25 protein-coding genes are annotated in these 21,811 nt (G+C 73.6%); 15 read left to right on the top strand and 10 right to left on the bottom strand.

Annotated elements, in window-relative coordinates; all coding sequences use genetic code 11:
• Nucleotides 1-23 precede the first annotated feature (23 nt).
• The gene (locus tag ACZ3TI_RS16135; protein WP_465726823.1) at nucleotides 24-785 is read left to right on the top strand and encodes a PP2C family protein-serine/threonine phosphatase; all 762 of its coding nucleotides are present in this window, start codon (nucleotides 24-26) and stop codon (nucleotides 783-785) included.
• Nucleotides 786-869: 84 nt separating this feature from the next.
• On the opposite strand, the gene ACZ3TI_RS16130 is transcribed toward ACZ3TI_RS16135, so the two are convergent.
• Together ACZ3TI_RS16130 and ACZ3TI_RS16125 are read right to left on the bottom strand one after the other, a co-directional pair.
• Complete coding sequence (locus ACZ3TI_RS16130) at nucleotides 870-3,167, bottom strand: M9 family metallopeptidase (protein ID WP_465726822.1); 2,298 nt, start codon at nucleotides 3,165-3,167, stop codon at nucleotides 870-872.
• A gap of 257 nt (nucleotides 3,168-3,424) precedes the next feature.
• On the bottom strand, nucleotides 3,425-3,997 hold the full coding sequence (locus ACZ3TI_RS16125; RefSeq protein WP_465726821.1) for a DoxX family protein: 573 nt from the start codon (nucleotides 3,995-3,997) through the stop codon (nucleotides 3,425-3,427).
• Between the two features lie 220 nt (nucleotides 3,998-4,217).
• On the opposite strand from ACZ3TI_RS16125, the gene ACZ3TI_RS16120 reads away from it, so the two are divergent.
• Nucleotides 4,218-4,814, top strand: coding sequence for a TIGR03086 family metal-binding protein (locus ACZ3TI_RS16120; protein ID WP_465726820.1), 597 nt, complete (start codon nucleotides 4,218-4,220; stop codon nucleotides 4,812-4,814).
• A 127-nt stretch (nucleotides 4,815-4,941) separates the two neighbouring features.
• The gene (locus ACZ3TI_RS16115; RefSeq protein ID WP_465726819.1) at nucleotides 4,942-5,400 is read left to right on the top strand and encodes a hemerythrin domain-containing protein; all 459 of its coding nucleotides are present in this window, start codon (nucleotides 4,942-4,944) and stop codon (nucleotides 5,398-5,400) included.
• Nucleotides 5,401-5,450: 50 nt separating this feature from the next.
• Here ACZ3TI_RS16115 and ACZ3TI_RS16110 read toward each other — a convergent pair whose 3' ends face one another.
• The 3 genes from ACZ3TI_RS16110 to ACZ3TI_RS16100 form a co-directional block, all read right to left on the bottom strand.
• A complete protein-coding gene (locus ACZ3TI_RS16110; RefSeq protein WP_465726818.1) occupies nucleotides 5,451-6,239 on the bottom strand; it encodes a VOC family protein in 789 nt (262 codons plus the stop codon).
• Nucleotides 6,240-6,361: 122 nt separating this feature from the next.
• Entirely contained in the window at nucleotides 6,362-6,943 is a 582-nt protein-coding gene (locus ACZ3TI_RS16105; RefSeq protein WP_465726817.1) for a Uma2 family endonuclease, read from the bottom strand.
• A 90-nt stretch (nucleotides 6,944-7,033) separates the two neighbouring features.
• A complete protein-coding gene (locus ACZ3TI_RS16100) occupies nucleotides 7,034-7,474 on the bottom strand; it encodes an SRPBCC family protein (protein WP_465726816.1) in 441 nt (146 codons plus the stop codon).
• A gap of 145 nt (nucleotides 7,475-7,619) precedes the next feature.
• Here ACZ3TI_RS16100 and ACZ3TI_RS16095 point away from each other — a divergent pair, with 145 nt between their 5' ends.
• The 5 genes from ACZ3TI_RS16095 (at nucleotide 7,620) to ACZ3TI_RS16075 (ending at nucleotide 12,985) form a co-directional block, all read left to right on the top strand.
• Entirely contained in the window at nucleotides 7,620-8,114 is a 495-nt protein-coding gene (locus ACZ3TI_RS16095; protein ID WP_465726815.1) for a MarR family winged helix-turn-helix transcriptional regulator, read from the top strand.
• 105 nt (nucleotides 8,115-8,219) lie between these two features.
• Nucleotides 8,220-8,918 (top strand): TetR/AcrR family transcriptional regulator, encoded by a 699-nt coding sequence (locus ACZ3TI_RS16090; RefSeq protein ID WP_465726814.1) that lies wholly within the window; start codon nucleotides 8,220-8,222, stop codon nucleotides 8,916-8,918.
• A gap of 201 nt (nucleotides 8,919-9,119) precedes the next feature.
• Nucleotides 9,120-10,655 (top strand): MFS transporter, encoded by a 1,536-nt coding sequence (locus tag ACZ3TI_RS16085; RefSeq protein ID WP_465726813.1) that lies wholly within the window; start codon nucleotides 9,120-9,122, stop codon nucleotides 10,653-10,655.
• Between the two features lie 251 nt (nucleotides 10,656-10,906).
• Nucleotides 10,907-12,517, top strand: a complete 1,611-nt coding sequence (gene qcrB / locus ACZ3TI_RS16080) for a cytochrome bc1 complex cytochrome b subunit (protein ID WP_465726812.1) — start codon at nucleotides 10,907-10,909, stop codon at nucleotides 12,515-12,517.
• A 27-nt stretch (nucleotides 12,518-12,544) separates the two neighbouring features.
• Nucleotides 12,545-12,985, top strand: a complete 441-nt coding sequence (locus ACZ3TI_RS16075) for a PPOX class F420-dependent oxidoreductase (RefSeq protein ID WP_465726811.1) — start codon at nucleotides 12,545-12,547, stop codon at nucleotides 12,983-12,985.
• A gap of 147 nt (nucleotides 12,986-13,132) precedes the next feature.
• On the opposite strand, the gene ACZ3TI_RS16070 is transcribed toward ACZ3TI_RS16075, so the two are convergent.
• Both ACZ3TI_RS16070 and ACZ3TI_RS16065 read right to left on the bottom strand, forming a co-directional pair.
• Nucleotides 13,133-13,330, bottom strand: a complete 198-nt coding sequence (locus ACZ3TI_RS16070) for a hypothetical protein (RefSeq protein ID WP_465726810.1) — start codon at nucleotides 13,328-13,330, stop codon at nucleotides 13,133-13,135.
• On the bottom strand, nucleotides 13,327-13,596 hold the full coding sequence (locus ACZ3TI_RS16065; protein WP_465726809.1) for a DUF1876 domain-containing protein: 270 nt from the start codon (nucleotides 13,594-13,596) through the stop codon (nucleotides 13,327-13,329). Before ACZ3TI_RS16065 ends, ACZ3TI_RS16070 begins: the two co-directional genes overlap by 4 nt.
• A 236-nt stretch (nucleotides 13,597-13,832) precedes the next feature.
• On the opposite strand from ACZ3TI_RS16065, the gene ACZ3TI_RS16060 reads away from it, so the two are divergent.
• From ACZ3TI_RS16060 to ACZ3TI_RS16045, 4 genes are all read left to right on the top strand, one after another.
• Nucleotides 13,833-14,702, top strand: coding sequence for a YndJ family protein (locus tag ACZ3TI_RS16060; protein WP_465726844.1), 870 nt, complete (start codon nucleotides 13,833-13,835; stop codon nucleotides 14,700-14,702).
• A gap of 79 nt (nucleotides 14,703-14,781) precedes the next feature.
• Nucleotides 14,782-15,210 (top strand): DUF1990 domain-containing protein, encoded by a 429-nt coding sequence (locus tag ACZ3TI_RS16055; RefSeq protein ID WP_465726843.1) that lies wholly within the window; start codon nucleotides 14,782-14,784, stop codon nucleotides 15,208-15,210.
• A gap of 41 nt (nucleotides 15,211-15,251) precedes the next feature.
• Nucleotides 15,252-15,887 (top strand): hypothetical protein, encoded by a 636-nt coding sequence (locus ACZ3TI_RS16050; RefSeq protein WP_465726808.1) that lies wholly within the window; start codon nucleotides 15,252-15,254, stop codon nucleotides 15,885-15,887.
• On the top strand, nucleotides 15,884-16,588 hold the full coding sequence (locus tag ACZ3TI_RS16045) for a hypothetical protein (RefSeq protein WP_465726807.1): 705 nt from the start codon (nucleotides 15,884-15,886) through the stop codon (nucleotides 16,586-16,588). Before ACZ3TI_RS16050 ends, ACZ3TI_RS16045 begins: the two co-directional genes overlap by 4 nt.
• Before the next feature lie 26 nt (nucleotides 16,589-16,614).
• On the opposite strand, the gene ACZ3TI_RS16040 is transcribed toward ACZ3TI_RS16045, so the two are convergent.
• From ACZ3TI_RS16040 to ACZ3TI_RS16030, 3 genes are read right to left on the bottom strand one after another with little or no spacing between them, the layout of a single operon-like run.
• Complete coding sequence (locus ACZ3TI_RS16040) at nucleotides 16,615-17,403, bottom strand: zf-HC2 domain-containing protein (RefSeq protein ID WP_465726806.1); 789 nt, start codon at nucleotides 17,401-17,403, stop codon at nucleotides 16,615-16,617.
• Complete coding sequence (locus tag ACZ3TI_RS16035; RefSeq protein WP_465726805.1) at nucleotides 17,400-17,972, bottom strand: sigma-70 family RNA polymerase sigma factor; 573 nt, start codon at nucleotides 17,970-17,972, stop codon at nucleotides 17,400-17,402. Before ACZ3TI_RS16035 ends, ACZ3TI_RS16040 begins: the two co-directional genes overlap by 4 nt.
• Nucleotides 17,973-18,006: 34 nt before the next feature.
• On the bottom strand, nucleotides 18,007-18,609 hold the full coding sequence (locus tag ACZ3TI_RS16030) for a hypothetical protein (protein WP_465726804.1): 603 nt from the start codon (nucleotides 18,607-18,609) through the stop codon (nucleotides 18,007-18,009).
• A gap of 183 nt (nucleotides 18,610-18,792) precedes the next feature.
• On the opposite strand from ACZ3TI_RS16030, the gene ACZ3TI_RS16025 reads away from it, so the two are divergent.
• The 3 genes from ACZ3TI_RS16025 (at nucleotide 18,793) to ACZ3TI_RS16015 (ending at nucleotide 21,779) form a co-directional block, all read left to right on the top strand.
• Nucleotides 18,793-19,182: a thioredoxin family protein gene (locus ACZ3TI_RS16025; RefSeq protein WP_465726803.1), complete on the top strand. Its 390-nt coding sequence runs from the start codon at nucleotides 18,793-18,795 to the stop codon at nucleotides 19,180-19,182.
• 172 nt (nucleotides 19,183-19,354) lie between these two features.
• The gene (locus ACZ3TI_RS16020) at nucleotides 19,355-20,089 is read left to right on the top strand and encodes an alpha/beta fold hydrolase (protein WP_465726802.1); all 735 of its coding nucleotides are present in this window, start codon (nucleotides 19,355-19,357) and stop codon (nucleotides 20,087-20,089) included.
• 247 nt (nucleotides 20,090-20,336) lie between these two features.
• Nucleotides 20,337-21,779 carry a dihydrolipoyl dehydrogenase family protein gene (locus ACZ3TI_RS16015; RefSeq protein ID WP_465726801.1) on the top strand — a complete coding sequence of 481 codons (1,443 nt, stop codon included), beginning with the start codon at nucleotides 20,337-20,339 and terminating at the stop codon, nucleotides 21,777-21,779.
• Nucleotides 21,780-21,811 lie beyond the last annotated feature (32 nt).

The following is a 21,811-nucleotide window of genomic DNA, read 5'->3' as shown; positions in this document are numbered from 1 at the left end:
GGGCTCCGGAAGGGCGGCGGACCATGGCGCCGTACATCGCGGTGAGCGCGCTGAGCCACGAGGGCCTGGTGCGGGAGCACAACGAGGACAGCCTCACGGTCGGGCCGTGGACCCTCTGCGCCACGGTGACCGCCAACCCGCAGACCCTGCTCTTCCCCCTCGGACCGCCCTGCGTGGTCGCGGTCGCCGACGGCCTCGGCGGCCACCCCGGCGGCGAGGTGGCGAGCGCCCTGGTCGCCCGCAGGCTCGCCGCCGACGGGGACGCCCTGGACGGCGAGGAGGCCGTCCGGGAGGAGCTGCAGGAGTGCAACCGGGCGGTCTACGCGGCCGCCGCCGGGGAGCCGGAGCTCGCCGCGATGGGCACCACGGTCGCCGGACTGGTGCTGCTGCCCAAGCAGGTGCTGGCCTTCAACGTCGGCGACAGCCGGGTCTACCGGATCACCGGGGACGGGCTGCTGCAGGTGAGTGTGGACGACAGCCCGCCGCTGCCGCCCGGGCGGCGCATCACCTCGGTGGTCACCCAGACCCTGGGCGGCTCGCTCGGGCTCACCTTCGTCGAACCGCACGTCCGGGCCACCCCGCTGGCGCCCGGCGACCGCTACCTGGTCTGCAGCGACGGCCTGACCGACCCGGTGCCCGAGGAGGAGCTGGCCGAGCTGCTGGCCCGGTCCTACGAAGGGGCCGAACGCTCCGACGGCAAGGCCGCCTTCGAGCTGTGGAAGGCGGCGATCGAGGCCGGCGGGCCGGACAACATCACCCTGGCGCTGGTGCGGGTCGGCGCGTAGGGCTCGGGGCGGGGCGTGGACCCGCCCCGGCGGGCGCCGAAGCGCTCCGCCGGGGCGGTCACCTGTCCGTTCGCCGTGCTCGGCTCAGATCTCGCTCGTGACGGTCACCCCGCTGAAGCCCTGCTGGGCGTAGAGGCTGAAGTAGACGTAGCCGGCCGGCGGGTTGGTCACGGTCAGCGTCTCTGAGTTGTCCGGACCGGCCGAACGCGTGGCGTAGCTGCCGGTGTACGCCCAGCTCGCCGGGTTGTAGTAGAGGTCGCCGTTGCCGGCGCCTCCGCCGGTGGTGATCTTCACCTGCTTGGTGCCGGCCGGCACCAGCAGGTAGAAGTGCGCGTAGTTGCCGGTGGTGGCGGCGACGTTGCTGCGGGCGCAGCCGGCGGCCAGCGCCCGGGTGTCGGCGGCGGTGCACTCCGGCAGCTGCGGGACGGTCGGGTTGCCGGCGCAGGCGCCGCTCGCGCACTTGGTCAGCCAGCTGTCGAAGTCGGCGTCGTAGCGGGTGCCGATGGTGGTCTTCAGCAGGGTGCGGGCGCCGGCCCAGTCCCCCGCCCGGTACTTCGCGAGGACCGCGTCCGTGTCGGAGCGGTGCTGCTCCAGCATGTAGCGCACGGCGAGGTAGCCCCAGCGGTAGACGCGCTCCTGGTCGCCGTAGGCGGTGTCGAAGAGGTCGCTCAGCCGGTAGGTGTGGCGGCCGGCGGCCGCGACGGCCGCGTCGTAGGTGACCTTCCGGTACGAGTAGGAGACGTACTCGGCGAAGCCCTCGACCCACCAGACGGTCGGGGTGGTCATGCCGGCGTTGAAGTCGCCGTACATGTCGAACCGGCCGTCGAGGTAGTGGGTGTACTCGTGGTTGAGGTTCCAGATCTCGAAGGACGGACGGGCCCACTCGGCCTCGTAGCAGAGGAAGCGCGGCTGGTTGCCGACCGCGGCCGGGTTGCCCTCCAGGTACATGCCGCCGTTGTTGGTGTCGATGCCGTAGATCGCGGCGGCGAGCACCTGGTAGTCACGCGAGGAGTGGAAGACCACGACCTCGATCGTGGTGTTGCCGTCGTCCTTGACCGGTCCGCCGTCCTTGACCACCGCGTGGAAGAAGGCGTCCTGGCCGGTCAGGCTGGTGCAGGCGGTGCGCAGCTGGGTGTCGTCCAGCGCCTGGGCGATCAGCTTGATGCTCGGGCTGCAGGTGTAGTTCACCTTCAGCACACCGGACTTGAGCTGGTCGGAGGCGTTGCAGGTGCCGTAGTAGGAGCAGTTGGCGGCGTCGTAGTAGCCGACCGCCTCGGCGACCGCGGCCCACTGGTAGACGGTGCGGCCGTTCGGCGCGGACAGCGCGGCCAGCCCCTTGACCAGCGGACGGACCTTGGCCTGGAGCGCCGTGTCCTTCAGGAAGCGGCCCAGCTCCTTGGTGGCGTTGTAGACCAGCACGCCGAAGTCGCCGCCGAGCAGGTCGTTGTTGCGGGTGGCGAAGGTGGAGAGGGTGTCCAGGACGCTCGGGTCGGCCTCGACGGCCGCGTCGAAGCCGGGCACCTGGTGGCCGCGGAACAGCACCGTGAACACCGGGTTGACCGACCAGGCCATGCCGGCCGGGTTCCAGGTGGCGCTGGAGTAGTCGGTCAGCAGCCGCTTGACCACCGGGAGGTAGCGGACGTTCTCCTGCGCGCTGTCGATCAGGGTGATGCTCTCGCCGAGGATGGGCGCGTTGCCCGCGGCGACGTCGCGCGAGTGCGCGCTGCCGAAGAACGCGTCCAGCGCGGAGCGGATCGCCGTCTGCAGGGCGGTGCCGTACGTGCCGACGTCACCCGGGTGGTACCACTGGGCGAAGTAGCCGGCGCGCAGGAAGAGCACCAACTGCTCGACGGACGTGGAGTTGTCGCCCGGGTAGCTGCCCGCCGCGTCGCGCAGCGCGTACGCCACCGTGGTCATCTGCTCCTCGCGGAACGCGCCGCGCGCGTCGCCGCCGACGAGCTGGAAGAGGCTGTTGATGCACTGGACGTCGGCGGCCTTGATGTGCTGGACCAGATCGCTGCCGGTCCGGCCGGTGAAGTCGCCGGTGTTGCAGGCCTGTTCGGCTGCCGCGGACAGGCTGCGGGGCTGCGCTGCCTGCCGGACCTCGGCCGGCCGGGAGTCCAGCGGCAGCGGGGCGCGCCGGTCGGCGGAGACGAACTGCCGCTCGCCGTGGCCGGGTTCGGGGGCGCCCTGGTCGGGGGTGCCGGTGGCGGGCTGCGGCGCCGGTCCGGCGGGGGCGGTGGGGGCGGGCGCGCCACCGGGGGCGGTGGCGGGCGTGGCCTGGCTCTGCGGCGCGAACAGGCCGACCGCCAGGAAGAGGGCGAGGACGAGCGTCAACAGTCGTGCCGGCTGCGGGAGTCGCAGCAGACGTGCGGGACTCACGTGGGGGCCTCCGGGCCGTCGTCGGCCGCGACGGTGCGCGGCCGGTGTGGGGATCGAGGACCGTTGGCGACGGCGCCGCGTGGGGGCGGTTCCGCCGGGCGGTGGGGAGTGTGACATGTACCATTGCACAGATCACATGGCCTTGGGAACCCTCGCCACTGTGCGCGGTTCGCGGGGAAAACGCGCGGAGACCGTGGTGACGGTTCGCCACCACGGCCTCCAGGCCGGTGAGTTGTCGGGCTCAGCGCCCGGCCGGGCTACTTGCGCAGCAGCAGGATCACGCCCGCCGTCACGAGGCCGACCACCACGGCGGCCACCCCGTACGCCAGGCGGTGCGCCCGCACCACCGGCAGGAAGCGGTCCACCGCGTAGCGGCCCGGACCGGTCAGCGCGAGCGCGGCGGCGCCGGCCGTCAGCAGCAGCTCGTACTCGCTGCCCTTCGGGGCGAAGAAGCCGCCGCCCCAGGTGACGGCGATCGCGTTGACCATCGTGCCGACGATCGCGGCACCCGCCAGCGGGGTCAACAGGCCGACGGCGAGGGCGAGTCCGCCCAGCGTCTCGGTGAGGCCGGCCACCACGGCCATGGCGTTGCCGGCCGGGTAGCCGCTCATGGTGAAGAACTGACCGGTGCCGTCGATCCCGCCGCCGCCGAACCAGCCGAACAGCTTCTGGCTGCCGTGCGCGGCCATGGTCAGGCCGAGCACCAGGCGCAGGAGCAGGAGTCCGGCGTCGTAGGCGTGCGGGGAGGTCGTCGCGGACCCGGAGCCCTCCCGGGCCGGGCGGACGGTGGGACTGGTGGCGGCGGTCGTGCTCGGGCTGCTGCTCGGCATGCGCGTCTCCATCGATCGGGGGTCGGTCGTCGCTCGGCCGCAGGTCGGCCGTGGGTCGGTCGTCGGGCAGGCGGGGTCGTCACCCCGACTGCGCCTCGGCAGCAATTGTTCAAATTTGAACCTGCAGCACCCCCCGACCGTACCCTGGAGTTCGAATTTGAACAACTGACGGTCCGTGGGCGACTCGCGGCCCCCGACGGGGCCGGGGCAGGGTGGAGGCATGGCTCAACGCAGGCAACACCGGCGAGCGGCACGCACCGGCACCCCGTACCCCGAAGCCCTGGACGCCTTCGGGGAACGCGTCCGGCTGATCACCCCCGACCAGTGGGACTCCCCCACCCCGTGCACCGACTGGTCCGTCCGCGACCTGGTCAACCACCTCGTCGGCGAACAGCTCTGGGTGCCCGAGCTGCTGATGGGCACCACCATCGCCGAGGTCGGCGGCCGCTTCGACGGCGACGTGGTCGGCGACGACCCGGTCGCCGCATGGACGGACGCCGCCGAGGCCGCCCGGCAGGCCTGGGCCGTCCCCGGCGCGGCCGAGCTGACCGTGCACCTCTCCTTCGGGGACGTCTCCGGCCAGTACTACCTGGACCAGCTCACCACCGACCTGGTCATCCACACCTGGGACCTCGCCGAAGGCACCGGGCGGCTCACCAGGCTCCCGGCCGAACTCGTCGACTTCGCGCTCGGCGAGATCTCCGGCTACGGCGACCTCTCCGGCAGCGGGGTCTTCGACCCGCCGCTGCCGGTGCCCGAGGACGCGGACCCGCAGACCCGGCTGCTCGCCCTCACCGGGCGGCGGGACGGCGGGTGACCCCGGGGTCTGCCTTGGCGAGCCGCACGGCGCCGGATACTGGAAGGTACGGGGCCCAGCCCCCGGGACACAGACACCGGGAGCCCGGTCACCGGGGGCCAGTTTCCGTGCGAGAGGCGGGCGCGCCATGAACCGCAGGCCGGACATCCTCGGCGAGTTCACCGCCGACCACCGGGCGGTCACCGAACTGCTCGACGCGGTCGAGGCCGCCCCGGCCGGCAGCGCCGAGCGCGGCGACCTGGTGACCCGGCTGACCGACCTGCTCTTCGCCCACTGCGCGGCCGAGGAGGAACACCTCTTCCCCCTCGTGCAGCACGACGTGCCGGACGGCGGGGCCCTGGTGTTCAGCAGCATCCACGACCACCTGGCGATCGGGCAGTACCTCTCCGACCTGCAGGCCCTGCACCCGGCCGACCCGGCCTTCGACACCCTGCTGCACGGCCTCGCCGCCACCCTGCGGCGGCACCTGCGCGGCGAGGAGAAGCAGCTCTTCCCCGCCGCCCGCAAGGCCCTGCCCGCCGCCGCCCGCACCGCGCTCGGCGACCGGCTGCGGGCCGAGCGCGAGGCGCTCGGAACGCCCGACTGATCAGCGCTTCGGGCCGATCAGCTCTTCGGGCCGGCCGACGACAGGGCCGATCAGCTCTTCGGGCTGATCACCGCGAACCGGGCGCCCTCGTGGTCCTGCAGCCGGGCCACCCGCCCGTACGGGGAGTCGAAGGCCGGGCCCAGCGCCGCGCCGCCCAGCTCGACCGCGTGGGCCAGCGCCCGGTCGGTGTCCGGGACGGCGAAGGACACCTCCCAGTGCGGCGGCATCCCCGCCGGACCGCCCGCCTGCTCCTTGGCCAGCGCCGCGACGCTGTTCCCCTCGGCGCGCAGCACCACCCGGTCGTGCTCCCAGCGGACCTCGAAGCGCTCCGGGTCGCGGCCGTCCCAGCGGAACACCTCGCCGTAGAACAGCGCCGCCGCGAACGGGTCCGGGGTGCGCAGCTCGATCCAGACCGGCGCGCCCGGCAGCTCCAGCTTCCGGGCCCGGCCCAGCGGGCCCTCCCAGATGCCGAACACCGCGCCCGCCGGGTCCGCCGCGAAGGCCACCCGCCCGGCGTCGAAGGCCAGCGGGCCGACCGCCAGCGTCGCGCCCCGCTCGCGCACCGCGTCGGCGGCGGCGTCGGCGCTCTCCGTCCCGAAGTAGCTGGTCCAGGCGAGCGGGACAGCGCCGCCGCCCGACGCCTGACCGAGCCCGGCCACCGCCTCCCCCTCGACCACCGCGTGCACGTACGGCCCGAAGCGGTCCGGCCCTTCCTCGAACCCCCACCCGAGCAGCGGCCCGTAGAACCGCTTGGCCCCCTCCAGGTCCCGGGCGATCAGGCTCACCCAGCACGGAACGGCCGCCACGCAGCGCACCCTGGCGGTCTCACCGCTGCCCATCGCGGACCTCCTCGCCCTCCCGGCCGCCGGGCCCCTCCCGACTTCCCACGGCCCACCGGCCGCCCGGGACGCCCACAGCCTAGGCCGACGGGCGTACGACCCCGGGGAAGCCATGCCCGGGATCAGCGCACCCACTCCTTGAGCGGCTCGGTGTCCAGGGAGATGCCGACCGGGTCGGGCAGGTGGACGGTCCTGCCGAAGGGCAGGATCCGGACGCTCTCGTAGCGGACACCATCGGGGCGACTGCGGACGACGACCTCGGCGGAGTCCCGGTCGATCAGCAGGTAGACGGGGATTCCGGTCTCGGCATAGGCGCGGGGCTTGTCGTTGCGGGCGCGGCGGTCGGCTTCGACCTCGGCATCGGTGACCTCGGCGACCATCGACACCTCGTCGGCGTCGACCCACTCCCCCAGCCCGACGAAGGCCTCGGCAGGCGCCAGGATGCCGTCGGGATGCACCCGCCCGTCCCTGGCCTTCTGCACCCTCAGGCCGTGGCTGTGCAGCCACAGCTCCGGCCGCGCCTCGAAGCACCTTCGCACCAGCCACTCGACCACGCAGCCGTGGTTACCGCCCGGGCGAGGCTTGACCACGAGCCGCCCGCCGAGGAACTCCAGCTGGAGGCCCTCGGCCGCCCGGAACGCACAGCGCGCGAGTTCCTCGAACTCCTCGGGCAGCATCTGCGGGTGGCCGGGGGTCGCGCTCATGGGCCTTGCTCCTTCACCTTGGAGGGTCCATGGTGCGAACGATCGCCCGGGCGGGGTGGTCACGGCGGCGTGGGTGGCCCGTCGGGCGGTTCAGGCGGCCTCGCGGGCGAGCTTGAGGGTGGTCTGCATGGCGAGGAGGTAGCCCGCGAGCATGCGGTCGGCGGCGGCGTCCTCGGCCTCACCGCCGCCGAGGTCGAGTTCGCCGATGAAGGTGAGGGTGAGGCCGTCCTCGTCCTCGTCGATGTCGTTGTGGATCACCCACCGCCCGACCTCGTCGTCGCGGAAGAAGCTGACCCGGCTCTTGGGGTGGAAGACGACCTCCTCGCGGACCCGCTCGTCGTGGAAGACGACCTCGCGGACCAGGCCGCTCTCGGTGCGCTCCAGGACGGTGCACTCGCTCATGGCGGCCACGACGGGCACCGCGTTCTCGGCCTTGCGCTCCAAGGCCGCCCAGACGTCGTCCCGGGTGAGGGTCACCTGCTCGGGGTGGGCCGGGTCGTTGACGCGCACGGTCCGGGTGATGACTCGCATGGCTTGCTCCCTGTTCGCCTCGGCCGGGCATTACTTGCTCGACCAATCATTTTGCTTGCGCGGCCAAGTAAACGCCCCGATCCGGGCGAACGCAAGCACCGCCGACCCCACCGATCGAAAACTGCTTGCCCGTACAATCGACCGCGTGCGTGATTCCGTGCGTGACTCAAGGAACCAGCCCCTCGCCGAGGCGGGCGGCACCAGCCAGGCCATCGCCCGGGTCTCCCGGCTGCACCGGGCCAACGCCGAGCGCCTGCTGCGCCCGTACGGCCTGCACGCCGGGCAGGAGCTGCTGATGATGCTGCTCTGGGAGCGCGGACCGCAGCCGCAGGCGGCGCTGATCGAGGAGCTCGGGGTGGACGCCTCCACCGTGACCCGGATGGTGCAGCGGCTGGAGCAGGCGGGGTTCCTGCGGCGCCGGCGCAGCGAGACCGACCGGCGGGCCGTGGTGGTCGAGGCGACGGCGGCGGCCTGCGCGCTGCGCGACCGGGTCGCGCAATCCTGGCGGGAGCTGGAGGCGATCACCCTGGCCGGACTCGACGCGGAGGACCGGGCCGCGCTGGCGCGCCTGCTGGAGCGACTGGAGCGCAATCTGGGCCCGGCCGCCGGGGAGCCCGACGCGAGCGACACTGGAATGTGATGCAGGTCACATAGCGGGCGGAAATTCCGGGGACAGATTCCCCGTTTCCGACTACGTTGGCAGAAGCGGGGAGAAGTTCCCCGGTATCCTGAAGGAGCAGTCGTCGTGACCACCGCCGCCGCCGAGTCGGTCCGCCCCGCGGGGAGCGCCCGTACGCCGAAGTTGCGTGCGGACGCGAGCCGGAACCGGGAGCGGATCGTGCTGGCGGCCCGGGACGCGTTCGTCGAACACGGCGCGGATGCGCCGCTGGACGAGATCGCGAAGCGGGCGGGGGTCGGCAACGCCACTCTCTACCGGAACTTCCCGGACCGGGTGGCGCTGATCCGCGAGGTGGCGGTGCTCGTCAAGAACCGCATCCTGGCTCTCGCCGAGACGGCGACGGCGGAGGCGGACGACGCTGACGGCAGCGGCCCGTTCGACGCTCTGCAGCGGTTCGCGCACGCGACCGTCGCGGAGAAGGTCGGCGGCCTCTGCACGCTGTTCAGCAGTCATGTCGACCCGCACGACCCGGAGTTGACCGAGATCCGGGCACGTCTGCAGTCCGCCGTGGGCGGGCTGATGGAGCGCGCCCGGGCCGCGGGCGAGCTGCGGCCGGACGTCGAGCACGGTGATCTCTTCATCGCGATGAGCCAGCTGACCCGGCCGCTGCCGAACACCTCCTGCCTGATGCTCGACGACTTCGTCCACCGGCACCTGCAGATCTTCCTGGACGGCCTGCGCACGCCGGCCCGTTCGGTCCTGCCCGGCCGGGCCGCGACCTTCGAGGACTTCCAGCCCAAGAACCGACCGATGCACCACGCCTGATCCGAACCTGCCCGACCGGCACACCTGATCCGACCGACGGCACCGAGCGGCCCGCGCTCCTGAGCGGCGCGCCGCCCCGGCCTCGCCCCCGCACGCCCCGAAGCACCCGACCCAAGCGTCTCTCACCGTACGGCAACCTGCCGTTCCCGTACGGCAGTTGACCGTTCACGCACACCACGCACCCGTGAAGTGAGTACCCCCATGTCTCAAACCGACGCCCGACCGGCGACGCTGCCCGATCCCCGGCGCTGGAAGGCGCTGATCTTCATCGGCCTCGCCCAGCTGATGGTCGTCCTCGACGCGACCATCGTGAACATCGCCCTGCCCTCCGCGCAGCGGGACCTGGGCATCACCGATGGCAACCGCCAGTGGGTGATCACCGCCTACGCGCTGGCCTTCGGCGGCCTGCTGCTGTTCGGCGGCCGGATCGCGGACCTCTGGGGCCGCAAGCGGACCTTCATCGTCGGCCTGACCGGCTTCGCCCTCGCCTCCGCGCTCGGCGGCGCCGCCGCCAACACCGCGATGCTGCTGGGCGCCCGCGCCCTGCAGGGCGTGTTCGGCGCGCTGCTCGCCCCGGCCGCGCTGTCGCTGCTGGCGGTGACCTTCACCGAGGCCAAGGAGCGCGCCAAGGCCTTCGGCATCTACGGTGCGATCGCCGGTGGCGGTGGCGCCATCGGCCTGATCCTCGGCGGCCTGCTGACCGAGTACATGAACTGGCGCTGGACCTTCTTCGTCAACATCCCGTTCGCCATCGTCGCCGCCGTCGGCGCCGTGCTGGTGATCCGCGAGCCCGCCGAGGGCCGCAACCGCAACAAGCTGGACGTCCCCGGCGTGCTGCTGGTGACCACCGGCCTGGTCTCGCTGGTCTACGGCTTCACCCGGGCCGAGTCCAGCGGCTGGTCGGCCGGCAGCACCCTGGGCCTGTTCGCCGCGGCCGCCGTGCTGCTGTCCGCCTTCGTCCTGGTGGAACTCAAGGTCAAGGCCCCGCTGCTGCCGCTGCGCGTGGTGCTGGACCGCAACCGCGGCGGGGTGTACCTGTCGCTGGGCATGGCCGTGATCGGCATGTTCGGCCTGTTCCTCTTCCTGACCTACTACCTGCAGATCGTGCTCGGCTACAGCCCGGTCCTGACCGGCGTCGCCTTCCTGCCGATGGTGGCGGGCATGATCACCGGCTCGACCCAGATCGGCGCCCGGCTGATGACCCGGGTCCCGGCGCGCTACCTGATGGCGCCCGGCTTCCTGGTCGCCTCGATCGGCATGTTCCTGCTGACCCACATCGGCCTGGACACCTCCTACCCGGCGCTGATCCTGCCCGGCCTGATCCTGATGGGCCTCGGCATGGGTACCGCGTTCATGCCGGCGATGAGCCTCGCCACGCACGGCGTCCAGCCGCGCGACGCGGGCGTCGCCTCCGCGATGGTCAACACCTCGCAGCAGGTCGGCGGCGCCATCGGCACCGCGCTGCTGAACACCATCGCGGCCAGCGCCACCACGAGCTGGCTGACCTCGCACGCCACCGCCGCGGCCGCCGCCTCCCCGGAGGCCGCCAAGGCCCTGCAGTTCCAGGGCATGGTGCACGGCTTCTCGACCGCGATCTGGGTGTCCTTCGGGATCCTGGTGGCCGCCGCCGTCGTCGCCTTCACCCTCATCAACGCCGGCCGGCCCGGCGCGGCGTCGGGTGCGGGCGCCGGTGCGGGCGCCGCGAAGACCGACGAGGTGCCGGTGCTGGTGCACTGACGCCCAGGGATGACTCGGGTGCGTACGCGGCCCGTCCGGTGTCCCACGACACCGGGCGGGCCGCTCGCCGTTTCCGGACCGGCCGCTGCCGGACCCCGGGATCGGCCTCGGCTGGGCCGCCTCGGCCATTTTCCGGGCCGGAGCGATCAAGGGCATCCCGGGCTGGAAGTGGGGATCACTCCCCGATTAGGGTGGGGTCCAGTACGAAGCGGGGACATCTCCCCGCTTCCTTCGGACCGAGGTGCGTGCACATGACCCGGAAACAGAGCCCAGGGCGGGGGCAGCGGGCCGCCGACTGGGCGGACGGCCGGCTGGGGATCTACACCCTGGCCAGGGCCAACCTGCGGAAGATCTTCCCGGACCACTGGTCCTTCATGCTGGGCGAGATCTGCCTCTACACCTTCCTGATCATCATCCTGACCGGCGTCTACCTGACGCTGTTCTTCAAGCCCTCCATGGGCGAGGTGGTCTACGACGGCTCCTACGTGCCGCTCAAGGGCATCGCGATGTCCGAGGCCTACGCCTCCACCGTGGACATCAGCTTCGAGGTGCGCGGCGGACTGCTGATCCGGCAGATCCACCACTGGGCGGCGGTCGTCTTCGTCGCGGCCATGTTCGTGCACATGATGCGGGTGTTCTTCACCGGCGCGTTCCGCAAGCCGCGCGAGATCAACTGGGTCTTCGGCTTCCTGCTGCTCTTCCTCGGCATGCTGGACGGCTTCTTCGGCTACTCCCTGCCGGACGACCTGCTCTCCGGCACCGGCATCCGCTTCATCGAAGGCGTGGTGCTGGCCGTGCCGCTGGTCGGCACGTACATCCAGATGTTCCTGTTCGGCGGGGAGTTCCCGGGGCACGACATCGTGCCGCGGTTCTTCAGCATCCACGTGCTGCTGATCCCCGGCATCATGCTCGGACTCCTGGTGGCGCACCTGATCCTGGTCTTCTACCACAAGCACACCCAGTGGGCGGGCCCCGGCAGGACCGAGAAGAACGTCGTCGGCATGCCGCTGATGCCGGTCTACATGGCCAAGGCGGGCGGGTTCTTCTTCCTGGTCTTCGGCATCATCGCGCTGATGTCGGCCATCGCCACGATCAACCCGATCTGGGCGTACGGGCCCTACCGGCCCGACCAGGTCTCCACCGACGCCCAACCGGACTGGTACATGGGCTTCGCCGAGGGCCTGATCCGCGTCATGCCGGGCTGGGAGATCGGGCTGTGGGGGCACACCCTCAACCTCGGGGTGCTGATCCCGTTCACGCTCTTCCCGGTCATCCTCGGCGCGATCGCCGTCTACCCGTTCGTCGAGAGCTGGGTGACCGACGACAAGCGGGAGCACCACCTGCTCGACCGGCCGCGCAACGCGCCCGTCCGCACCGCGCTCGGCGCCGCCTGGATCAGCCTCTACCTGGTGATGCTCGCGGGCGGCGGCAACGACCTCATCGCCACCCACCTGCACCTGTCGCTCAACTCCATCACGTACGCCGTCCGGGCCGGGTTCTTCGTGGTTCCGGTGGTCGTCTTCCTGATCACCAAGCGCTGGTGCCTCGGCCTGCAGCGCCGGGACCGGGAGAAGGTGCTGCACGGGCGCGAGACCGGCGTCATCAAGCGTCTGCCGCACGGCGAGTTCACCGAGGTGCACGCCGGGCTCGCGCCGACCGAACTCCACCGGCTCACCGCACACGAGCAGCCCCGCCCCCTCGAACTGCCCGCGCCGGTGGACGAGAATGGAGTCGCCCGCCCGGCAGGGGTGCTCACCCGCACCCGTACGAGGCTCTCCCGCGGATTCCACGGCGAGCACGCGCAGATCCCCAAGCCCACCGTCGAGGAGTACCGCGAGATCACCGAGGGCCCCGGGCACTGACCCGCCCCGACGCCAGAGGGAGGACAGGTGCACGACCGAACCGACCGGCTCGCCGACAGCAGGTACCTGCTGCTCACCACCTTCGAGGAGGACGGCAGCCGGATCGAGTCACAGCTCTGGGTGGTGCCGGACGGTACGGCGCTCGGGGTCTGGACCCCCGCCCACTCGGGCGAGGCGGAACGGATCCGCCGCCACCCCCGGGTGCTGATCGGCCCCTGCGACGCCCACGGGCGTCCGACCGGCCGCCGCGTCCCGGCCCGCGCCCGGCTCTGCGACGCCGACGCGACGGCGCGCTACCGCACCTCACTGATCAACAAGTACGGCCTGACGGCGCTGATCGCGCTGGCCCGCAGCCGGTTCCGGGTCGGGCTGGCCGGGACGGTCGGGATCCGGATCACCCCGAACGAGCTGGAGCAGCGGCTGGTCGGGCCGGAGTGGCGACCGCCGGGCACGTACTGCCTCAACTGAAGCTGCCGCGACTGGGGCTGCCTCGACGGCCGCCCCTCCGAAGGCCGTCGAGTGCCGGGTCCGGATGCGGCCGGACCCCGGCACTCCGCGTTCTCCGGCCCCTTCCCGCCCCCTTTCCCGCCTCGCGGAGGCGGCCGCGCCCGCGGTTCAGCTCCCGTCGTCCGGCGCCTTCGCCAGGTCCCCGGGCTCACAGGCCTCCCGGCCGGTCCCGACGTGGACGACCTTGACCGCCCGCTCCGGGCCGCCGGGCACCACCTGCTGCTCGTGCCCGCAGCGCGGACAGATCAGCGGGATCCGCGGACGGGCCGGCTCCGGGCCGGCGCCGCCCTGGCCTGCGGTGGTCACGCGAGCGGGTGGGTCGGGACCGGGCTGACCTCCTGGATCTCGCCGTGGGCCTTGGTGAGCAGCTGGGAGGCGAGGTCGTTGAGCGCGCGGGCGCCCGCGACCTCTTCGCCGACCCGCAGCTGTTCCGGGTCGGAGGGGTGGCGGCTGCTGTAGCCGTGGGCACGCAGTTCGGTCCCGTCGCCGAGCCGGAGCAGGGCGGCGGCGCTGGTGCGCGGGCCGTCCTCACGGAACTCCATCTCGATGTGCCAACCGACCAGAGTCTGCATGGCGGATCACCTCCATCGGTTACCCCTCCAGAGTGCGCCGCACCCAGCGTGAACACCAGACGGACCGGGTCGGGGCCTCGTCGGGGCTGGTCGGGGCCTCGTCGGGACCTCGGCGCGGGCCGCTGCGCGGGCGGCGGCGGAGGCCACCGCGGGGGGCGAGTTGAACGCGTTCAAGTCTGCCCCGTAGAGTCGGCGGCGAAGCTCATTTGAACGCGTTCAAGGGGGGTGTGTCCACCATGGGGAAGGGCACCACCGAACTGGTGGACCTGCTGGTCCTGCTCGGCATGGGCGCCGTCGTCCCGCTCGGCCTCGCGCTGATCGACGAGCCCGGGCTCGCCCGGGTGCGCCGGCTCTGGCCGCTCGCCGCCGTACCCGGCGCACTCTCGCTCTGGCTGCCGCGCGGCGTCCTCGCCACCGTCCCCGCCGTCGTCTACGCCCTGGGCACCCTGGCCGTCGCCCTGCACGCGCCGCTGCGGCTGGCCCGCACCCGGTCCCTGGCGCCCGCCGAGGTCGCGGTGCTCACCGCGCTCGCCGCGCCCTCGGTGGCCGGGGTCGCACTCGTCGCCGAGCGCTCCGGCTATCCGCTGTTCGGCTTCGAGCCGCACATCCTGGCGCTGACCGTCCCGCACTTCCACTACGCCGGCTTCACCGCCGCCCTGGTCGCCGGGCTGGTCGGCCGCGCCGCCGGCCCCGGGGCCTCCCCGGCCGCCGCCGCGGCCCGCTGCGCGGCGCTCAGCGTCCCGGCGGGCACGCTGCTGGTGCTGGCCGGGTACTTCCTCGGCAACTGGTGGCAGTTCGCCGGGGCCCTCGTGCTCACCACCGGGATGTGGCTGGTCGGCCTGGTCACCTGGCGCGAGCTGCGCCCCCGCGGGCGCGACACGGTCACCGCCCGGCTGCTCGCCGCCTCCTCGGCCGTCCTCGCGCTCACCATGGTGCTCGCCCTCTGGTGGGCCCTCGGCCGGGCCGCCGGACTCCCCCACCCCACCCTGACCTGGATGGCCGCCACCCACGGCGTCGGCAACGCGCTCGGCTTCGCCCTCTGCGCCCTCCTCGCCTGGCGCCGACTGGGCCCCACCCGCACCACCACCCCGGAGGCCCACCGATGAACGACTACAGCTACCCCGAGCAGGGCGCCAGCGCCGCCGGTGCACTGCCCGACGGCTACAACCACCTGCGGCACCGGCGCTGATCGGCCACGGCCGAGCCGCGCTGACGGTCGCCGGAGCCGCCCTGCTCGGCTGGCGGATGCACCGGCTGGCGGGCGTCCGGATCGACGCCGACGCGGACCAGGCCGCACCCGGCGTCGCCGTCCACTGTGCGATCGGTATCGGCCCGCTGCGCGCCGGAGCCCCGAACCGGGTGCTCGCCGCCCTGGACGGCCCGGACCGCTACGGCTTCACCTACGGGACGCTCCACGGCCACCTGGCCCGCGGCGAGGAGACCTTCCTGGTCGAGATGGGGCCGGACGGGTCGGTCTGGTTCTCCGTCACCGCCTTCAGCCGCCCGGTCGCCTGGTACGCCCGGCTGGCCGGCCCGCTGCTCCCGCTCGCCCAGCGCGCCTTCGCCGGACGGTGCGGGCGGGTGCTGGCCCGGATCGCGGCGGACGCGCGGTAAATCCCGTGACCGGCCCAGCCGCCGTCCGGCATGATCCCCGGATGATGTCGATGCAGCCCGTCCTGGAGATCTTCGCTCCCGACGACTTCGCGCTCTGGCCCACGGGCGAACACGAGGCCTGGGGATACCTGGCGCTGAACGGGCAGTTGACGCCGGCCGAGGTGGGCTCGGCGGTGTGGCGGGTGGCCGACCACAACGACGTCGAGCTCGACCCCGAGGCGGACGCCGAGCGCGGCCCCCGCCCGGCGGACCCGCTGGGCGGCTTCCTGCACGGTCTGCTCACCGACCCCGCCCCCTACGCCCCCGGCGGCCTGCGGGTGACCGACCCCGCCACCGGCACCGTCTTCACCCCCGGCTGCTGCACCGGCCTGGAGGAGTGGCGCGCCTGGCTGGACGTCGCCGAGGGCAGCGGCGCCGCCTGGTTCGGCCACGACCCGGACGCCCGGGTCGAGCGGGTCGGCCGGACCGTCAAGCTGACCCAGGACGCCCACGACCAGAACAGCCCGGTGATCGAGCTGTCGCCGGACGAGCTGCGCCGACTGCTCGCCGGAGCCGAGCAGGACCTGCGCGACTTCCTCGCCCTGGCCGCGCGTTGGGCCGAGCGGCAGCTGCCCGACCACGCCGCCGCCCTCACCGCCGCACTCGCCCGGGCACTCGACCTGGCACCCCCGGCATGACCAGCTTCCACACCCACCGGGCCCGGGTGCGCGACACCTCGCTCCCGGTGCACCGCCGGCACAGCGCGCTGCGGACCTGCCTGACCGGGTTCGCCCCGTACGGTCTGCGGGCGACGTACCACCACCTCACCCTCAGCGCCCGGATCCCCCGGCACCTGGAGACGGACCCGGACTCGCTGGTCCGCGCGGTGGAGGAGCTGCACGAGGCGCGCGAGCTGTGGCGGGCCCGGGCCGAGGAGTACGCGGTGCAGCGCCGGGCGCAGAAGCGGGCCGGGCGGCGGCAGCCGCCGGAGACGGCGTGGTGGCACCGGCTCTGGTGGGGCTCTCCGGACGCGGCCTGGCGCCACGATCCCTTCCTGCACCCGCCGTTGAGCCTGCCCGACTACGTCCGGCGGCAGAACGCGCTGCTGGACGGCGCCGAGCTGCCCGGCTGCCCGGCCTGCGGGGAGGAGGGCCCGGCGGTGTCGCTGCCGACCGCCGACGGCCGGGCCGAGCTGTGTAGGACCTGCGCGCGGGTGCTGACGCCCTGCCCGTGCGAGGTGTGGCACAGCTTCGAGCCGACGCTGCGGGTCGCCTGGAGCCGGACGTGGCGGCGCGAGCACATGACCGGCACCGGCGGGGCGGACCCGCACTGGCCCGGCGTCCTGGGCACGGCCCGGGTCGAACGACTGGCCGCGTACGACCTGCCTCGGCCGTACTGAGCCGGGCCCTCACCGACCGCACCGAGTCAGGCCCTGTGCGCCGGGACGGCGACCAGCAGGGCGCCGGTGTCCTGGACGCGCACCTCGAAGTGGTCGATGTCGCCGGGCTGGAGCGCCGCGCTGCCGGTGGTGCGCAGCACGCCCTCGTGGTCGCCGTAGCCGCCCGCCGGGACGGACCAGGTGTTGACCGTCTGCCGCACGCCGCCGTGCGAGACGGCGACCAGACGGCAGGTCAACGGGCCCCGGACGCCGTCGAGTTGCAGGCTGACCTGGCTTCCCCAGGTCTTTCCGTCCACGCCGACGGTGGCGTGCGCGCCGGTGGCCTGGTCGGTGGCGCTGAACTGCTCGGCGACGGCGACCACGGCGGGGGTGGACTCGGCGGTGAGCACCGCGGCCGTGACGGCGGGGCCCGCCGCGACCATCGCGGTCGCGGCCAGGGCCAGCACCAGCCTCCGCACCCGGCCCCGCCGCCGGACGGTGCCGACCTCGGCGACCAGCCGGTCCAGGAGTCCCGGGTCCGGGTGCGGTGCGGGGCTCGCCGGGTCGAGTCCGGCGGCCTTGGCGGAGCCCGCGTACTCGGCCAGCAGCGGTTCCACGAAGCCGAGTTCGGCGACCTGCTCGGCGCACTGCGGGCAGGTCTCGAGGTGCTGCTCGAAGGCGGCGCGCTCGGCGGGTTCCAGCAGTCCGAGGACGTAGGCGCCGGCGTCGACGTGCTCCGGGCCGCCGAAGGTGCCGCCCGGCCCGCCGGGCACACCGTCCGGACCGCCCGGGACGTGCTCCGGGCCGCCGGGCACCGGGTCGGGGCGCTTGGTCACGATGTCACTCCCCGTTCCTCCAGCGCGAGCCTGAGCGAGCGCAGTGCGTAGAACACCCGCGACCGTACGGTCCCGGCCGGGATGCCGAGTTCGGCGGCCGCCTCGTTGGCCGTGCGGCCCTTCAGATAGGTCTCGACGATGATCTCGCGGTGCGTCACCGAGAGGTCGCCGAGCGCGTCCGCGACGGTCATCATCCGCAGTGCCCGGTCGAGTTCGTCCTCGGCGGGCAGCGCCTCCAGGACCGCCGCGTCCACCTCGCGCGGCCTGGCCAGGGCGCTGCGGTGCCCGTCGATCACGATCCGCCGGGCGACGGTGACCAGCCAGGGCCGCAGCGAGCCCGCCGCCGGGTCGAGCCGGTGGATGTTGCGCCAGGCGCGGACCAGGGTCTCCTGGACCACGTCCTCGGCCCGCTGTCGGTCGCCGGCGACCAGGTGGAGCACGAAGCCGAACAGCGGACCGGCGTGCTCGCGGTACAGGGCGCGCATCAACTCCTCGTCCGACGCCCCCGTGCCGTGGTCGGCCGTGCCGCCGACGGGGTGCTCCTCGGTCACCGTTTCATCGTTGCGCACCCGGGGCCTCCCGGTCGAGGGCGGTCGGCACCGGTCAGTAGCCCGGGGTGCTGGGCATCGGGGTCGCGGGGCTGGGGGTGGCGGGGCTGGGGGTGGCGGGGCTGGGGGTGGAGTTCGTGGTGCCCGCCTTGTCGCCGCTCGGGGTCACCGCGAACCAGGTGCCGCCCACGCCCTGGCCCTTGGTGTCGCCGGGCTTGGTGTCCGGCGAGTAGCGGTAGACCGGCCAGCCGTTGACAGTGACCTGCTTGGTGCCGTCGGAGCGGGTGACGCTGCCGACCAGCTTGCTGTCGATGCCCTTGGCCGTGACGTCGCCGTTGACGTGCTCGGGCGGCCAGATGGCGGCGCAGCTGCCGTTGCAGGAGGACTCCGGCGGGTTGTTCCGGTCCTGGTCGAAGCGGTAGAGCGTGAAGCCCGCGCTGTCGGTGACGATCGTGCCCAGCTTGGGATCGGTGGCGGTCTGCAGGGTGGCGCTCGCCGGTGCGCTCGGGCTGCTCGGGCTGCTCGACATGCTCGGCGCGCCGTAGTTGCCCCCGGACGACCCGCAGCCGGCGACCAGGGCGGCCGCCGCGATGCCGGAGGCAGCCAGCACGGCGGCCTGGCGGGTGCGGGTCCGGTGGGTACGGGGCATTCTGCGCATGGGGTGCCTCCCACAGTCTCAACGGCTGGACACCCTTCTGTACGGGCGGCGGCCGCCGGCTGCTCAATCCCGGCGCCGGACACCCGCGGCGTGCCGGACACCCCCGGAATACGGCGCCGATCAGCACCGTTGTCGCGGGCACATGGCCTCTACCGCCACCTCCGGAAGGGAAGGAATCGCGAGATGAGCAGCACGGTCGAGCTGACCAAGGAGAACTTCGACGACATCGTCCCCGGCCCGGAGGGCAAGGACTTCGTCTTCATCGACTTCTGGGCCGGCTGGTGCGGTCCCTGCCGCCAGTTCGCCCCGGTCTACGAGAAGGCGGCCGAGCGCCACTCGGACCTGGTCTTCGCCAAGGTGGACACCGAGGCGCAGCAGGAGCTGGCCGCCGCGTTCGACATCCAGTCGATCCCGACGCTGGCGATCATCCGTGAGGGCGTGCTCGTCTTCTCGCAGGCCGGCGCGCTGCCGGAGGCGGTGTTCGAGGACCTGATCGGCCAGGCCCGCAACCTCGACATGGCCGAGGTGAAGCGCAAGGTCGCCGAGGAGCAGGCGGCCGAGGGCCAGGCCTGAGCCGACGCGCCCGCGGCACACGGCCGTGTCGCGGGCGCCGGGGGGGGTGTCAGGGGATGTCGGGGCGTGTCGGCGGGGGATCGGACACGCCGTTGATCTCGGCGACGTGCGTGCGCCCCCTTTCCTAGAGTCGTCGGTGACAGCGGCCCCACCGACGAAGGAGCGTTCCACCATGAGCACGTTCGTACTGGTCCCCGGGTTCTGGCTCGGCGCCTGGGCCTGGGACGAGGTGGCCGCCCCGCTGCGCGCCGCCGGGCACCGCGTGTATCCCGTGACCCTGCCCGGGGTGGCCGAACGGGCGGGCGAGCCGGGCGAGTTCGGCCTGGAGGAGCACACCGCCGACCTGGCCGACCTGCTGGTCCGGGAGGACCTGTGGGAGGTCGTGCTGGTCGCCCACAGCGGCGCCTGTGCCGCGGTGGGCGGGCTCGCCGACCGGATGCCGGAGCGGATCCGCCGGGTGGTCTACCTGGACAGCGGCCCCATGGTCGACGACTCCGCGGTGTTCGACCTCTGGCCGCCCGACTACCAGCAGATGGCCGAGTCCTCGGTGGTCGACGGGCGGCTCCCGATGCCGTCCTGGGAGTACCTGGGCGCGCACGGCGCCAGTGTGGAGGGCATGGACGGGGACACCCTCGCACGGGTCCGCTCCCTCGCCACCCCGCACCCGGCCGGGGTGTACCGGGACAAGCTGCGGCTGACCGGTGCCGGGGCCGCGCTGCCGCACGCGCTGGTGTCCTGCTCCTTCCCGCTCTCCCAGGTCCGCGAGCTGATCGCGGCCGGCCACCCGTACTTCGCCGGACTGGACGGGCCGAACTGGGAGCTGCGCGAACTGCCCACCGGGCACTGGCCGATGTTCTCCCGCCCGGCCGACACGGCGGCGGTGCTCGCGGAGCTCGCCGCGAGCTGAGCCCGCGCGCACCGGGGTCCGGCCTGTCCCCCGCGCGCACCGGGTGTGTCCCCTGCGCGTCTTGGGCGTGTCCGTCCGTCGCGCGGGGGCGCCCGGCCCGGCAGGATGGGCCCCACGCCGTGGCCGAGCGGAGAGCGGGACTCCACGGGCGCGCAGTCCAGCCGGCTCGCCCGACCGCTCGACGGCCGCGAGCGCACGCCCGCCACCCGCGCCCCGGGGTGGCCATCGAGACGACGGAGGACCGGGCATGACCAGCACCGCCGAGGAGTACGACGTCATCGTCCTGGGAGCCGGCCCGACCGGCGAGAACGTGGCGGACCGGACGGCCGCCGCGGGCCTGCGCACGGTGATCGTGGAGGCCGAGCTGGTCGGCGGCGAGTGCTCGTACTGGGCCTGCATGCCGAGCAAGGCGCTGCTGCGCCCGATGGCCGCGCTGGCCGACGCCCGCGCGGTGGCCGGCTCCCGGGAGGCGGTCGGCGACGGCCGGTTGGACCCGGCCGCGGTGCTCGCCCGCCGGGACTCCTTCACCTCGCACTGGAGCGACGACGGACAGGTGAAGTGGCTGCGCGACACCGGCATCGAGCTGGTCCGCGGCCACGGGCGCCTGGCCGGCGAACGGACGGTGACGGTGGAGGCCGAGGACGGCAGCGAGCGGGTGCTCACGGCCCGGCACGCCGTCGCGGTGTGCACCGGCAGCCGCCCGGTGCTGCCCGGGCACGTGCCGGGGCTGGCCGACGCCCACACCTGGACCAACCGGGAGGCGACCGGCGCCCCGGCCGTGCCCGGGCGGCTGGCGGTGGTCGGCGGCGGCGTGGTCGGGGTGGAGATGGCCACCGCCTGGCGGGCGCTGGGCTCCGAGGTGGTGCTGCTGGTGCGCGGCGAGGGGCTGCTGCCGCGGATGGAGCCCTTCGCCGGCGAGCTGGTCGCCGAGGGCCTGCGGGACGCCGGGGTGGACGTCCGCTTCGGCACCGAGGTCACCGCGCTGGAGCGGGCGGACGGCTCCGGGCCGGTGACCCTCACCCTCGGGGACGGTGCGACGCTGACCGCCGACGAGGTGCTGTACGCGACCGGCCGGGCCCCGCGCACCGCCGACATCGGCCTGGAGCAGGTCGGGCTGAAGCCGGGCGACTGGCTGGACGTGGACGACAGCTGCACGGTGCTCGGCGTGGACGGCGGGTGGCTGTACGCCGCCGGCGACGTCAACCACCGGGCCCTGCTCACCCACCAGGGCAAGTACCAGGCCCGGATCACGGGCGCGACGATCACCGCCCGTGCCCAGGGGCGCCCGCTGGACACCGCGCGCTGGGGCGCGCACGCCGCGTCCGCCGACCTGGCGGGCGCGCCGCAGGTGGTCTTCACGCAACCGGAGGTCGCCGCCGTCGGCCTGACCCTGGCCGCCGCCGAGGAGGCCGGGTTGCGGGTCAAGAGCGTCGACCACGACCTCGGCGCCGTGGCCGGGGCCTCGCTGTACGGCGACCACTACCGCGGCCGGGCCCGGGTGGTCTTCGACCTGGACCGCCAGGTGCTGGTCGGCGCCTGCCTGGTCGGCCCCGGGGTCGCCGAACTGCTGCACTCGGCGACCGTCGCGGTGGTCGGCGAGGTGCCGATCGACCGGCTCTGGCACGCGGTGCCCGCGTACCCGACGATCAGCGAGGTCTGGCTGCGGCTGCTGGAGGGCTGCCGGGGGTAGCGCCCCGGGCCCGGGCGGACGGCCGCCCGGGT

The sequence above is a fragment of the Kitasatospora sp. NPDC023120 genome (genome assembly GCF_055560835.1).
Note: the sequence above shows the minus strand (reverse complement) of the source record. Positions and strands in the feature narration are given on the sequence as shown.

Bases quoted from the DNA above. Each gene is read 5' to 3' on its own strand.
- ACZ3TI_RS16015 (WP_465726801.1), top strand. From the start codon at position 20,337: ATGACCAGCACCGCCGAGGAGTACGACGTCATCGTCCTGGGAGCCGGC.
- ACZ3TI_RS16110 (WP_465726818.1), bottom strand. From the start codon at position 6,239: ATGGGCAGCGGTGAGACCGCCAGGGTGCGCTGCGTGGCGGCCGTTCCG.
- ACZ3TI_RS16120 (WP_465726820.1), top strand. From the start codon at position 4,218: ATGGCTCAACGCAGGCAACACCGGCGAGCGGCACGCACCGGCACCCCG.
- ACZ3TI_RS16085 (WP_465726813.1), top strand. From the start codon at position 9,120: ATGTCTCAAACCGACGCCCGACCGGCGACGCTGCCCGATCCCCGGCGC.
- ACZ3TI_RS16045 (WP_465726807.1), top strand. From the start codon at position 15,884: ATGACCAGCTTCCACACCCACCGGGCCCGGGTGCGCGACACCTCGCTC.
- ACZ3TI_RS16115 (WP_465726819.1), top strand. From the start codon at position 4,942: ATGAACCGCAGGCCGGACATCCTCGGCGAGTTCACCGCCGACCACCGG.
- ACZ3TI_RS16100 (WP_465726816.1), bottom strand. From the start codon at position 7,474: ATGCGAGTCATCACCCGGACCGTGCGCGTCAACGACCCGGCCCACCCC.
- qcrB (WP_465726812.1), top strand. From the start codon at position 10,907: ATGACCCGGAAACAGAGCCCAGGGCGGGGGCAGCGGGCCGCCGACTGG.
- ACZ3TI_RS16060 (WP_465726844.1), top strand. From the start codon at position 13,833: ATGGGGAAGGGCACCACCGAACTGGTGGACCTGCTGGTCCTGCTCGGC.
- ACZ3TI_RS16050 (WP_465726808.1), top strand. From the start codon at position 15,252: ATGATGTCGATGCAGCCCGTCCTGGAGATCTTCGCTCCCGACGACTTC.
- ACZ3TI_RS16105 (WP_465726817.1), bottom strand. From the start codon at position 6,943: ATGAGCGCGACCCCCGGCCACCCGCAGATGCTGCCCGAGGAGTTCGAG.
- ACZ3TI_RS16020 (WP_465726802.1), top strand. From the start codon at position 19,355: ATGAGCACGTTCGTACTGGTCCCCGGGTTCTGGCTCGGCGCCTGGGCC.
- ACZ3TI_RS16125 (WP_465726821.1), bottom strand. From the start codon at position 3,997: ATGCCGAGCAGCAGCCCGAGCACGACCGCCGCCACCAGTCCCACCGTC.
- ACZ3TI_RS16025 (WP_465726803.1), top strand. From the start codon at position 18,793: ATGAGCAGCACGGTCGAGCTGACCAAGGAGAACTTCGACGACATCGTC.
- ACZ3TI_RS16065 (WP_465726809.1), bottom strand. From the start codon at position 13,596: ATGCAGACTCTGGTCGGTTGGCACATCGAGATGGAGTTCCGTGAGGAC.
- ACZ3TI_RS16030 (WP_465726804.1), bottom strand. From the start codon at position 18,609: ATGCGCAGAATGCCCCGTACCCACCGGACCCGCACCCGCCAGGCCGCC.
- ACZ3TI_RS16135 (WP_465726823.1), top strand. From the start codon at position 24: ATGGCGCCGTACATCGCGGTGAGCGCGCTGAGCCACGAGGGCCTGGTG.